Here is a 12,651-nt window from a genome sequence, read left to right on the forward strand (position 1 = left end):
GCCGGGAGGCCGCTGTGCTTTTGCTTTTGACCTTGATCTGACTGCCCCAATGAGCCCGAGGCCGAACGCAGGCAGTGCGAAGCGGGCCGCTGTAAGAGCGGAACCATCAGCGGCCGTTACCGAAATAACGGATATGCCCCCACCTCAAATCCACCCCAACCAACTCCAATACGTAGCCGCAAATACCAACATCAACCCATATCCAATCAACGTCACCAAAATCCCGACCTTGGCAAACTGCCGCGCGGTAAACGTGCCGGTCCCCAAACACACCATATTCTGCGGCGCATTGATGGGCAGGATAAACCCGTAGCTCATCACAAACCCCAGGAGCATCGTCATCCCCAGCCGACTGAACTCCCCGGGCAACGTCTGCAACACCGCAATCAAAATCGGCAACAACGCCGAGGTCAACGCCGTGGCACTGGCAAACCCCAAATGAATCACGATCAAAAACACACCCAGAATCGCAAACACCCCCAGCGGCCCCACCTGGTCCAACCCGGTATGCGCCACCACCTGCGACCCCAGCCACTGCCCCGCCTGGGTGGTCAGCAACGCCGTCCCCAGGCTGATGCCAACCCCAAACACAATCACCGTGCCCCACGGAATCCGCGACTGCACATCCTTCCAGGTCATCACCCCGATCCCCGGCATCAGCAAGAACACCAGCCCGGCATACGTCGTTGAGGTCGTATCAAAGCTGTGCAACCGCCCCTCAGTCGCCCACGCCAGCAACAGCAACACCGACACCGTCAGCAAGCGCTTCTGCGGCCCCGTCATCGGCCCGATGTCCACCAGCGATTGCGCCACCGCCTCCTTGCCTCCGGGAATGCTGTCACTCTCCGGCGGCAGCAGCTTCAACACCAAAAACAACAACACCGCCGACATGATCAGCGCCCACGGCGCCCCGGCGATCAACCAGTCGATCCACGACACCCGCTGCCCCAGCATCTTGTCCATGAAGCCAACCGTCAGCAGGTTCTGCGCCGCCGCCGTCTGGATACCGACGTTCCAGATGCTCGTACCCTGGGCCACGACGATCATGATCCCGGCCGCAATATTCGAACGCTTGTCCACGCCAAACGCGGCAATCACCCCCATCATGATCGGCACCACACACGCACTGCGGGCCGTGGCGCTGGGCACCACCAGGCTCAAGAGGATGGTCACGGCAACTGCTCCGACGAGAATGCCCCGGGTGCTGGTACCCACGCGGGTCAGGGTGACCAACGCGATGCGCCGGTCCAGCCCGGTATGGGTCATGGCTGCGGCGATAAACAGCGCGCCGGCCACCAGCGCCAGCGCCGGGTTGGAAAACCCCGTCAACGCCATGCTGATCGCCGGGCTGGAACCGATCAGGTGCGTCGGGTCTTGCAGCGACGGCGCAGTGCCGAGCAAAAACGCCATCAACGAGGTGATCATGATCGCGCTGGCCTCGTAGGAGACCGCTTCGGTGATCCATACCACCACCGCAAACGCGAGGATCGCCAGCATCCGGTGCCCGGCCACCGGCAAGTCGGCCGGCAGCGGCAACAGCAGCACGCCGACCATCACCAGTACGCCGACCACCAGGCCCAGGGGCAACTTGAATGAAGCAGCTGTTGTTGCGGGGGCACTCATGGGGTTCTCCGTCGGCCGTGAAATCTGGCCCACAGCATGAGGCAAAGCGTCACGCCCGGTGTTGACGGGTATCAAGTGGCTAGGCCAATAACTGGGTCAACACCGCTCGCAACTTGCCGGGCTTGACCGGCTTGTTGAGCAATGGCACGTCCAGGCGCTGCAATGCACGGCGGCATTGGTCGGTGCGGTCGGCGGTGATAATCACTGCCGGAATCCTGCAGCCAAAATGCTCGCGCAACTGGTGCACGACCTCACAGCCCACCACGCCATGGTCCAGGTGATAGTCCGCGAGAATCAGCTCCGGTGCCCGGCCCTGCAACGCAACCAGTGCGCCGGCCTGATCGGTCGCAGTGACCACTTCGCAGCCCCACTGCCCAAGCAGCGCGCTCATGCTGTCGAGGATGCCGACTTCGTTGTCCAGCACCAGCAGCCGCCTCCCCGGCAACGGGTTGCCGGTGCTCGGTTGCGCGGCCACCACACTGATGGGCAGCGGCATGTCCTCGCTGATGGGGACTTCGATGCTGAACATCGAACCGCGCCCCGGCCACGAACGCACCGCCACCGGATAACCGAGGACCTCGGCGATACGCTCGACAATCGCCAACCCCAGTCCCACGCCCTTGCGGTCGGCGGCGCGGCCCACGTCCAGTTGATTGAACTCCAGGAAGATGGCGTCCAGGCGGTCCGCCGCAATTCCGCGCCCGGTGTCCCACACCTCCAGGCGCAACCGCTCACCCCGGCGGCGGGCGCCCAGCAGGATGGAGCCCGCGCTCGTGTAGCGGCAGGCGTTGCTGAGGAAATTGCGCAGGATCCGCGTCACCAGCCGCAGGTCGGTGTTGATTGCGTAATGGCCTGTACGCGCCCGCAGGTTCAGCCCGGACGCCGCGGCCACCGACTGGAATTCCGAGACCAGCGGTGCGAACAGTTCGTCGAGACGGTACAGGGCGATGTCCGGCTTGACCGCCGCTTGATCGAGTCGGGAAATGTCCAGCAAGTCGGTGAGCAAATCCTCGGCGCCTTCCAGGGCCTGATGGGTGCGCTCCACCAACACGTGTTCGACGCTGGGCAAGTTGCGCTCGCGCAGGGTGGAAATCAGCAAGCGTGCGGCGTTGAGGGGTTGCAGCAGGTCATGACTGGCGGCGGCAAGGTATTTGTCCTTGCTGCGGTTGGCGGCCTGGGCGGCATCCCGAGCATCGCGCAAGTCCTGCTCGATCTTCTCGCGCTGGGCGATTTGCTGTTGCAGGTTGCGGTTGGCTTCCAGCAACTCGTCGGTACGCGCCGCGACCCGCTGTTCCAATTCGTCGTTGAGGCGGATGTAGCGATTGCGCTCGGCTTCCAGCTCGTCGAGGCGCGCGGTCAGTTCGGGGTAATGACTCTTGCGCGCCGAGTGGTTGCCCAGCCCCAGGAGCCCCGCGAGTGCCCGTTGCTGATCGTCAGAGAGCTTCGCCATAGACGACCTCGACGTCACGCTGGCTGGATTCACGCGGGTTGGTAAGGATGCACGGGTCGTGCATGGCGTGCTGCGACAGAAAGGGAATGTCCGCCACTCGAATCCCATGCAGGCCGAGGGTTTCATGGAAGCCGATCGCATGCTTCAACGCGATCAAATGGTCCACCAGCCGGCCGCAGATTTGCCGGTGGTTGAGGCCCCGGCAATCAATGCCGAAGGTCTCGGCAATCACCTTGAAACGCTCCGGTGCCGCGCTGTAGTTGAACGCCACCACATGTTCCACCAGCACCGCGTTGCACAGGCCATGGGGCAGGTCGAGAAAGCCGCCAAGGCTGTGGGACATGGCATGCACCGCGCCGAGGATCGCGTTGGAAAACGCCAGCCCGGCCTGCATGCTGCCCAGCATGATTTTCTCCCGCAGGGCGATGTCGCCGGGGTTGGCGATCATCTGCACCAGGTTGCCATTGATCAGGCGCATGGCTTCCAGCGCGTGGGGATCGGTCAGCGGGCCGTGGCCGGTGGACACGAAGGCCTCGATGGCATGCACCAGCGCATCGATGCCGGTACAGGCCGAGAGAAACGGGTCCATGCTCGCCGTGGTTTCCGGGTCGATCAGTGAAACATCGGGCACCACCGCCTTGCTGACGATGGAGAACTTCATGCGCTCCTGCTGGTTGGAAATGATCACGAACTGCGAGACATCCGCCGAGGAGCCCGCGGTAGTCGGGATCAGGATCAGCGGCGGGCTCGGCACGCGGATGGTGTCGACGCCTTCGAAGTCGAGGATGCTGCAGCCATGGGCGACCACGATGCCGATGGCCTTGCCGCAGTCCATCGGGCTGCCGCCACCGACGGCGACGATCACGTCGCAATGGTTTTCACGGTAGACCTCGGCGCCGAGCATCACCTCTTCAACCCGGGGGTTGGGCGAAACGGCGGTGTACAGGCAGTAGTCGATGCCGATGGCTTGCAGGCTGGCCTCGACATCGGCCACCCAGCCGACAGCAACCACGCCGGGATCACTCACCACCAACACCTTGCGCGCGCCAAAGGTCTTGGCGTAGTTGCCTACGTTGTGCCGGCAGCCGGCGCCAAAGATGATTTCAGGGGAAACGAATTTACGCAGGAGACTCAGGTTCGGGCTCATTGGTAAGCCTGTTTTTATTATTCTGGAAGATGCGCTCCACACTAACCCATCCGACACTGAATGCAATCAGACCAATGGGTGGCGCTGAAACCGCGACGTACGGCACGATCTACTACTTTGGTACTGATTCCCCTCTCTATCGTCGCATTCCCAAGGCATCGAGACTGGCATGTAATGGGCGCATGACCCTATGGATCGGACCTGCTTGAATAAGCAAAAACAATAAGGCGAACGTCCATGTACAAAATTCTGATAGCCGACGATCACCCACTGTTTCGCGAGGCGATCCACAACGTCATCAGCGACGGGTTCCCGGGCAGCGAAGTGATGGAAACCGGCGACCTGGACAGCGCCCTGACCATGAGCCAGGAGCACGACGATCTGGATCTGATCCTGCTGGACCTGAACATGCCGGGCATGCACGGCCTCAATGGCCTGATCAACCTGCGCAACGAGTCGCCGACGATTCCGGTGGTGATCGTGTCCGCCGAGCAGGACAAGCAGGTCGTGCTGCAAGCCATCACCTATGGCGCGGTGGGGTTTATCACCAAGTCCTCGCCCAGGCTGCAGATGACCGAGGCAATCCAACAGATTCTCAACGGCAATGTGTATTTGCCGCCGGAGATTATTCGCAGCCAGAAAATCGGCGGGCAACGGCGCATGAATGATTGCCTGGGGCTTGCGCCGGAGCTGCTGCAGGCCCTGACCCGCAAGCAATTGCTGGTGCTGGAGCGGATGACCAAGGGTGACTCGAACAAGCAGATCGCCTATAGTCTGGAGATTGCCGAGACCACGGTGAAGGCCCATGTCTCGGCGATCCTGCGCAAGTTGAACGTGCACAATCGGGTGCAGGCGATTCTCAGCGCCGGGGACATCGACTTTGGTGCCTACCTGCGGCGCTGATACCCGTAGGGGCGGGATGCTGACCGCATTTCAAGGCACCTGCATGAGGGCCCGAAACAGCATGCCCGCCGCCACCAGTACACACAGGGTGGCAAAACCCACCTGCAAGGTGCGCGCCTTGATCACCGAGCACAGGCGCCGCCCCGCTAACATGCCGACAATGCTCGAACCGATAAACACCCAGCCCATCGGCTCGATACTGACCCCGGCATGAAACGCGCCGATCACGCCGATCAACGAGATCAGGCTGATCACCATCAGCGAGGTGGCGACGATGCCGCGCATCTGCACATCGGTCAGTTGCTTGAACGCCGGTACGATCAGGAAGCCGCCGCCCACGCCGAGCAACCCCGAGACCGCACCGGTCACTGCGCCGAGGGCGGCCAGGGTGGCGGTGCATTTGGCGGTCCAGGAAAAGCGCCCGGTCTGTTGATCGAGCATGCAGTTCTTCTGGCCCCACGACGCGGTGCCGTGATCGCTCGGCCCGGCCTCAAGCTTCTCCCGTTGCAGCATGCGCCAGGCCACCAGCACCATCAGCGCGCTGAACAGGCCCATCAGGACGTTCTCCGACATCTGGTGGGCGAAGAATACCCCCAGCGGCGAAAACAGCGCGCCAAGCAGCGCAATCAGCAGCGCCGCGCGGTAACGCACCAGGCCATGGCGCAAACCGTCGACAGCCCCCACGGCAGCGGCCGCGCCCACCGCGAACAACGACACGGGCGCGGCCTGGGTCATGGTCAACCCCAGCCCCAATACCAGGGCCGGGACACCAAGAATGCCGCCCCCGGCGCCGGTCAGGCCCATGACCAACCCCATCAACACGCCCAGAAAACTTGCCAGCAGCATAGGGTTGCCTCAATCCACCTTGGCCAGACGGGTCAGCCACTCGCGGCCCTTGAGCATGCCGTTCCAGTAGAACCACGGCAGGAAACTCGCCTTGAGGAACCACGCCGAACGCCGCGCCACAGTCGGGTCGAGGGGAAAGGTCGGCAGCAACTTGCCGCCATAGCCGAACTCGGCCAGCACCACCTTACCCTTCTCCACGGTCAGCGGGCAGGAGCCATAGCCGTCGTACTTGAGGGGCAACGGTGCCTGTCTGCGCAGGGCCAGCAGGTTTTCCGCCACCACCACGATTTGCTTGCGCACCGCCGCGGCGGTCTTGGCGTTGGTGGTGGAACACACATCGCCCAGGCCGAAGATGTGCGGGTAGCGCAGGTGTTGCAGGCTCTGGGGATTCACTTCGCACCAGCCGGCGGCATCGGCCAGGGGGCTGTGGCGAATGAAGTCCGGCGAGACCTGTGGCGGGACGACGTGCAGCAGGTCGAAGGTTTTCTCTTCGACGCGCACATTGCCTTCGGCGTCCTTGATTTCGAACCAGGCCTTGCGCGCGGGGCCGTCGACCTTGACCAGGTTGGAGTTGAATGCCAGTTGCGCCGAGTACTTTTCAACGTACTTCATCAGCGGCGGCACGAAGGTCGGCACGCCGAACAAGGCAGCGCCGGCCAGGTTGAATTCGACCTTGATGTTTTTCAGGTCACCCTGGCGGAGCCAGTGATCGCACGACAGGTACATGGCTTTTTGCGGAGCGCCGGCACATTTGATCGGCATGGCCGGTTGGGTAAAGATCGCCTTGCCATTTTTGAGTTGCTGCACCAGCTGCCAGGTGTAGGCGGCGTGCTCATAGCTGTAGTTGGACGTTACGCCATGCCGGCCGAGGGTCTCTTGCAGGCCTTCGATCTTCTCCCAGGCCAGGCGCAGGCCCGGGCACACGATGAGGTTCTTCCAGCTGACGCGCTGGCCGCTGTCGAGCACCAGGGTTTGCTCGTCGGGCAGTAATTCGCTGACCGCGGCCTGGATCCAGGTGACGCCGTTGGGCAGCACGTCGGCCATGGGGCGCACGGTCCTGGTAACGTCATAAGCCCCACCGCCCACCAGGGTCCAGGCCGGCTGGTAGTAGTGGTGGTCGCTGGGCTCGATCAGGATGATGTTCAGGTGCGGGTCGCGCTTGAGCAGGCTGGCCAGCAGGCCGATGCCTGCCGAGCCGCCACCGATGACAACGATATCGCCACTGATGGTAGGTCCCCAGTGTTGGTCGTTCATGGTCTATGGCCTTTTTCAGTTAATGCACGCAAGGGCCGTTGCCGTATGGCACCACGCCCTAGCTGTTTGCCACCACGATGCCATCCTTTGCCTCGGGTCCTTTAATTCACTTAAGCTCACAAGGTTATGTGGAAACCTAACTGAATGTAAGTCGCCATTAGCTATCTGGGAAACCCGTCATGTCAGCGTTGATTCAATCCTTTCTGGACGAGGCGTCGTCGACCTACACCTACGTCGTCTATGAAACGGACGGTGGCCCATGCGCCATCGTTGATTCGGTGCTCAACTACGACCCGGCCTCCGGACGCACCGGCACCGGCCAGGCGGACAAGGTGATCGCGTTTGTGCGCGAGCATGGCTTGCAGGTGCAGTGGTTGCTGGAAACCCACGCCCATGCGGATCATCTGTCGGCTGCGCCTTATTTGCGTCGCCAGCTGGGGGGCAAGATCGCGATTGGCCAGTCCATCAGCAAGGTGCAGGGAGTGTTCAAGAACCTGTTCAACCTGGAGCCGGAGTTTCGGGTGGATGGGTCGCAGTTCGACCATCTGTTTGCGCCGGATGAGGTGTTTCACATCGGCAACCTGAAGGCCCAGGCGCTGCATGTGCCGGGGCATACGCCGGCGGATATGGCTTACCTGATTGATGACCAGTTGATTCTGGTGGGCGACACGCTGTTCATGCCGGACGTGGGCACGGCGCGCTGCGATTTCCCTGGTGGGGATGCGCGCCAGCTGTATGGGTCGATGCGCAAGCTGTTGGCCTTCGCGCCTGAAACCCGCCTTTATGTGTGCCATGACTATCCGCCCGAAGGACGCGCAGCCAAGTGCCTGACCACGGTGGCTGAACAGCGGGCGGGGAATATTCATGTGCATGACGGGGTGGATGAGGCGGCGTTTGTCGAGATGCGCACCACGCGGGATGCCGGGTTGGGCATGCCCACGCTGTTGTTGCCGGCGATTCAGGTGAATGTGCGGGCCGGGGTGATGCCGCCGGCGGAAGGAAATGGGGTGGTTTATTTGAAGATTCCCCTCAACCAGCTTTGAAATGCACTACAAAATGTGGGAGCGGGCTTGCTCGCGAATGCGGTGTATCAGTCTATATTTTCGGTGACTGACACTCCCCATTCGCGAGCAAGCCCGCTCCCACATTTGTTTTGTGTCGTTCGTTAGCCGAGGTTGATGCCGTTGGCCGGTAGCGGCAGCGCGGTTTTGTAGCGCACTTGCTTGAGGGCAAAGCTGGAGCGGATGTTGGCGACACCCGGGACTTTGGTCAGGAAGTCCATCATGAAACGCTCCAGGGACTGGATGGTGGGCACCAGCACCCGAATCAGATAATCGGGGTCGCCGGCCATCAGGTAGCACTCCATCACTTCGGGGCGATCCGAAATCGCCCCTTCGAATTGCTGCAATGCCAATTCGTTCTGCTTTTCCAGGCTGACGTGGATGAACACATTGACGTGCAGCCCCAGCAGGTCGGCGTCCAGCAGCGTCACCTGGTCGCGAATCAGCCCCAGTTCTTCCATGGCCTTGACCCGGTTGAAACACGGCGTGGGCGACAGGTTGACCGAACGGGCCAGGTCGGCGTTGGTGATGCGAGCGTTCTCCTGAAGGGCGTTCAGAATGCCGATATCGATACGGTCCAGTTTGCGCATGAGACAAAACCACCTGTTTATTATGTTTATGCAGTTTTTTTATCCCCAAATGATCTCCAACGCAATGAAACAGAGATAAATATTCTCCTGAGCCGAGCCTATGATTGTTGTAGGACAAGATTTCTTCTACCCGAAGAAGGACTGTCAGCTACCGCGCCCACTACAAGAAATTCACAAGATAGAGCGTAGAAAGCCATGACTCAGCAGTACGAACCACTGCGCCTGCACGTTCCCGAACCCTCGGGCCGCCCAGGCTGCAAGACCGACTTTACCTACCTGCGCCTGACTGACGCTGGCCTGGTGCGCAAACCCCCCATCGACGTAGAACCCGCCGACACCGCCGACCTGGCCAAGGGCCTGATTCGCGTGCTCGACGATCAAGGCCAGGCCCTCGGCCCATGGGCTGAAGGCGTGCCGGTGGAGATTCTGCGCAAGGGCATGCGCGCCATGCTCAAGACGCGGATCTTCGACAACCGCATGGTGGTCGCCCAGCGTCAGAAGAAGATGTCGTTCTACATGCAGAGCCTCGGCGAAGAAGCCATCGGCAGCGCCCAGGCCCTGGCCTTGAACATCGACGACATGTGCTTCCCCACCTACCGTCAGCAAAGCATCCTGATGGCCCGGGAAGTGCCGCTGGTAGACCTGATCTGCCAACTGCTGTCCAACGAGCGCGACCCGCTCAAGGGCCGCCAGTTGCCGATCATGTACTCGGTAAAAGATGCCGGCTTCTTCACGATTTCCGGCAACCTCGCCACCCAATTCGTACAAGGCGTGGGCTGGGGCATGGCCTCGGCCATCAAGGGCGATACCAAGATTGCCTCGGCCTGGATCGGCGACGGCGCCACCGCTGAGTCCGACTTCCACACCGCCCTCACCTTCGCCCACGTGTACCGGGCGCCGGTCATCCTTAACGTAGTGAACAACCAATGGGCGATCTCCACCTTCCAGGCCATCGCCGGCGGTGAAGCCACGACCTTTGCCGGACGCGGCGTGGGTTGCGGCATCGCCTCCCTGCGGGTGGACGGCAACGACTTTGTCGCGGTGTACGCCGCCTCCGCCTGGGCCGCCGAACGTGCCCGCCGTAACCTGGGGCCGACCCTGATCGAGTGGGTGACCTACCGCGCCGGCCCGCACTCCACCTCCGATGACCCGTCCAAATACCGTCCCGCCGACGACTGGAGCCACTTCCCGCTGGGCGACCCGATCGCCCGCCTCAAGCAGCACCTGATCAAGATTGGTCATTGGTCCGAAGAGGAACACGCGGCGGTCAGTGCCGAACTTGAAGCCGAAGTGCTCAAGGCCCAGAAAGAAGCCGAACAGTACGGCACCCTGGCCGGTGGCCAGATTCCAAGCGCCGCGACCATGTTCGAAGACGTTTATAAAGAGATGCCGGAGCACTTGAAGCGCCAGCGTCAAGAGTTGGGGATCTGACATGAACGATCACAACAACAATATCGAGCTGGAAACCGCCATGACCACCACGACCATGACCATGATCCAGGCCTTGCGCTCGGCCATGGATGTGATGCTTGAGCGAGATGACAATGTGGTGGTGTTCGGCCAGGACGTCGGTTACTTCGGCGGCGTGTTCCGCTGCACCGAAGGCCTGCAGAACAAGTACGGCACCTCGCGGGTGTTCGACGCACCGATCTCCGAAAGCGGGATCGTCGGCGTGGCGGTCGGCATGGGCGCCTATGGCCTGCGGCCGGTGGCCGAGATTCAGTTCGCCGACTACGTATACCCCGCCACCGACCAGATCATTTCCGAAGCCGCCCGCCTGCGTTATCGCTCGGCCGGCCAGTTCACGGCACCGCTGACCATGCGCATGCCCTGCGGCGGCGGCATCTACGGCGGCCAGACCCACAGCCAGAGTATTGAAGCGGTGTTCACCCAGGTCTGCGGCCTGCGCACGGTGATGCCGTCCAATCCGTACGACGCCAAGGGCCTGCTGATCGCCTCCATCGAAAACGATGACCCGGTGATCTTCCTCGAACCCAAGCGCCTGTATAACGGCCCGTTCGACGGCCACCACGACCGCCCGGTAACCCCGTGGTCGAAACACCCGCAAGCGCAGGTGCCGGACGGTTACTACACCGTGCCGCTGGATGTGGCCGCCATCGCCCGCCCGGGCAAGGACGTGACGATCCTCACCTACGGCACCACGGTGTATGTGTCGCAAGTCGCCGCCGAAGAAACCGGCATCGACGCCGAAGTCATCGACCTGCGCAGCCTGTGGCCGCTGGACCTGGAAACCATCGTCAATTCCGTGAAGAAAACCCGTCGCTGCGTGATCGTTCACGAAGCCACCCGTACCTGCGGGTTCGGCGCCGAGCTGGTGGCGCTGGTGCAGGAGCATTGCTTCCACTACCTGGAAGCGCCGATCGAGCGCGTCACCGGTTGGGATACCCCGTATCCCCACGCGCAAGAGTGGGCGTATTTCCCTGGCCCGACCCGAGTGGGCGCGGCTTTGCATCGGGTTATGGAGGTCTGAATGGGCACGCACGTTATCAAGATGCCGGACATTGGCGAAGGCATCGCAGAAGTTGAATTGTCGGTATGGCACGTCAAGGTCGGCGACCTGGTGGTAGAAGACCAGGTGCTGGCGGACGTGATGACCGACAAGGCCATGGTGGACATTCCGTCGCCGGTGCACGGCAAGGTGATTTCCCTCGGCGGCGAGCCGGGGGAAGTCATGGCGGTGGGCAGTGTTTTGATCAGTATCGAAGTGGAAGGCGCGGGCAATACCAGGGAGTCGGCGTTGTCGGCGGTGGTTGAAGAGGTCGCGCCGGCACCGGCTCCTGCACCGAAAGTCGAAGCCAGGGCCGCGCCGGTGGTTGAACCCAAGCCGGCAGCCAAACCTGCGGTGGCGGCTGCGCAAGCGCCCGTGGCCCGCGAGGCCGATGACCGCCCGCTGGCCTCCCCGGCCGTGCGCAAACATGCGCTGGATGCTGGCATCCAGCTACGACTGGTCCAGGGCTCCGGCCCGGCCGGCCGGATTCTGCATGAAGATCTGGACGCTTACTTGCTCCAGGGTCCGGCGAAAAATTCCGGGGCCTCCAACCCGTACGCCGAACGCAACGACGAGCAGCAAATCCCGGTGATCGGCATGCGCCGCAAGATCGCCCAGCGCATGCAGGACGCCACCCGGCGCGCCGCGCATTTCAGCTATGTGGAAGAGATCGACGTCACGGCCCTCGATGAGTTGCGCGTGCACCTCAACGAGAAACACGGCGCTACCCGCGGCAAGCTGACCCTGCTGCCGTTCCTGGTGCGGGCCATGGTCGTCGCATTGCGCGACTATCCGCAGATCAACGCGCGTTATGACGACGAAGCCCAGGTCATCACCCGCCTCGGCGCGGTGCATGTGGGTGTCGCCACCCAGAGCGATGTCGGCCTGATGGTGCCGGTGGTGCGTCACGCCGAAGCCCGCGACCTGTGGGGCACGGCGCAAGAAATCAATCGCTTGGCGAATGCGGCGCGCAATGGCAAGGCCAGTCGCGATGAGCTGTCGGGCTCGAGCATCACCCTGACCAGCCTCGGTGCGTTGGGCGGGATTGTCAGCACCCCGGTGCTGAACCTGCCGGAAGTGGCCATCGTCGGGGTCAACCGCATTGTCGAGCGGCCGATGGTGATCAAGGGCCAGATTGTGATCCGCAAGATGATGAACCTCTCCAGCTCCTTCGATCACCGGGTGGTCGATGGCATGGACGCGGCGCAATTCATCCAGGCCATCCGTGGCCTGCTCGAACAACCCGCCAGCCTGTTCCTGGAGTAACC

The 12,651-nt window shown here is 62.3% G+C and carries 11 protein-coding genes; 5 read left to right on the forward strand and 6 right to left on the reverse strand.

Annotation, left to right across the window (positions count from 1 at the left end; genetic code table 11):
• Positions 1 to 144: 144 nt before the first annotated feature.
• The 3 genes from ACIOMR_RS17610 to ercA form a co-directional block, all read right to left on the reverse strand.
• Positions 145 to 1,623 (reverse strand): DASS family sodium-coupled anion symporter, encoded by a 1,479-nt coding sequence (locus tag ACIOMR_RS17610; protein ID WP_008434472.1) that lies wholly within the window; start codon positions 1,621 to 1,623, stop codon positions 145 to 147.
• Positions 1,624 to 1,702: 79 nt separating this feature from the next.
• Positions 1,703 to 3,073: a hybrid sensor histidine kinase/response regulator gene (locus ACIOMR_RS17615; protein ID WP_003207799.1), complete on the reverse strand. Its 1,371-nt coding sequence runs from the start codon at positions 3,071 to 3,073 to the stop codon at positions 1,703 to 1,705.
• The gene (gene ercA / locus ACIOMR_RS17620; protein WP_003207798.1) at positions 3,057 to 4,220 is read right to left on the reverse strand and encodes an alcohol dehydrogenase-like regulatory protein ErcA; all 1,164 of its coding nucleotides are present in this window, start codon (positions 4,218 to 4,220) and stop codon (positions 3,057 to 3,059) included. Before ercA ends, ACIOMR_RS17615 begins: the two co-directional genes overlap by 17 nt.
• 237 nt (positions 4,221 to 4,457) lie before the next feature.
• Between ercA and ACIOMR_RS17625 the strand changes: the two genes are divergently transcribed.
• Positions 4,458 to 5,123 (forward strand): response regulator transcription factor, encoded by a 666-nt coding sequence (locus ACIOMR_RS17625; RefSeq protein ID WP_003207796.1) that lies wholly within the window; start codon positions 4,458 to 4,460, stop codon positions 5,121 to 5,123.
• Between the two features lie 30 nt (positions 5,124 to 5,153).
• On the opposite strand, the gene ACIOMR_RS17630 is transcribed toward ACIOMR_RS17625, so the two are convergent.
• Both ACIOMR_RS17630 and ACIOMR_RS17635 read right to left on the reverse strand, forming a co-directional pair.
• Positions 5,154 to 5,969: a sulfite exporter TauE/SafE family protein gene (locus tag ACIOMR_RS17630; RefSeq protein WP_401195494.1), complete on the reverse strand. Its 816-nt coding sequence runs from the start codon at positions 5,967 to 5,969 to the stop codon at positions 5,154 to 5,156.
• A 9-nt stretch (positions 5,970 to 5,978) separates the two neighbouring features.
• Entirely contained in the window at positions 5,979 to 7,223 is a 1,245-nt protein-coding gene (locus ACIOMR_RS17635; protein ID WP_087694487.1) for an FAD/NAD(P)-binding oxidoreductase, read from the reverse strand.
• Positions 7,224 to 7,402: 179 nt separating this feature from the next.
• Here ACIOMR_RS17635 and ACIOMR_RS17640 point away from each other — a divergent pair, with 179 nt between their 5' ends.
• The gene (locus tag ACIOMR_RS17640; RefSeq protein WP_003207791.1) at positions 7,403 to 8,266 is read left to right on the forward strand and encodes an MBL fold metallo-hydrolase; all 864 of its coding nucleotides are present in this window, start codon (positions 7,403 to 7,405) and stop codon (positions 8,264 to 8,266) included.
• A 122-nt stretch (positions 8,267 to 8,388) separates the two neighbouring features.
• Here ACIOMR_RS17640 and bkdR read toward each other — a convergent pair whose 3' ends face one another.
• Positions 8,389 to 8,874: a Bkd operon transcriptional regulator BkdR gene (gene bkdR, locus ACIOMR_RS17645; RefSeq protein ID WP_003212855.1), complete on the reverse strand. Its 486-nt coding sequence runs from the start codon at positions 8,872 to 8,874 to the stop codon at positions 8,389 to 8,391.
• Between the two features lie 195 nt (positions 8,875 to 9,069).
• Between bkdR and ACIOMR_RS17650 the strand changes: the two genes are divergently transcribed.
• Genes ACIOMR_RS17650 through ACIOMR_RS17660 form a run of 3 tightly spaced genes read left to right on the forward strand, consistent with a single transcriptional unit; the run spans position 9,070 to position 12,649 of the window.
• On the forward strand, positions 9,070 to 10,305 hold the full coding sequence (locus tag ACIOMR_RS17650; RefSeq protein WP_087694488.1) for a 3-methyl-2-oxobutanoate dehydrogenase (2-methylpropanoyl-transferring) subunit alpha: 1,236 nt from the start codon (positions 9,070 to 9,072) through the stop codon (positions 10,303 to 10,305).
• Position 10,306: 1 nt separating this feature from the next.
• Positions 10,307 to 11,365, forward strand: coding sequence for an alpha-ketoacid dehydrogenase subunit beta (locus ACIOMR_RS17655; protein ID WP_003212859.1), 1,059 nt, complete (start codon positions 10,307 to 10,309; stop codon positions 11,363 to 11,365).
• Positions 11,366 to 12,649, forward strand: a complete 1,284-nt coding sequence (locus ACIOMR_RS17660; RefSeq protein ID WP_102369558.1) for a dihydrolipoamide acetyltransferase family protein — start codon at positions 11,366 to 11,368, stop codon at positions 12,647 to 12,649.
• Positions 12,650 to 12,651: the final 2 nt, after the last annotated feature.

The organism is Pseudomonas sp. NPDC087814 (assembly GCF_044742865.1).
Classification (GTDB): domain Bacteria; phylum Pseudomonadota; class Gammaproteobacteria; order Pseudomonadales; family Pseudomonadaceae; genus Aquipseudomonas.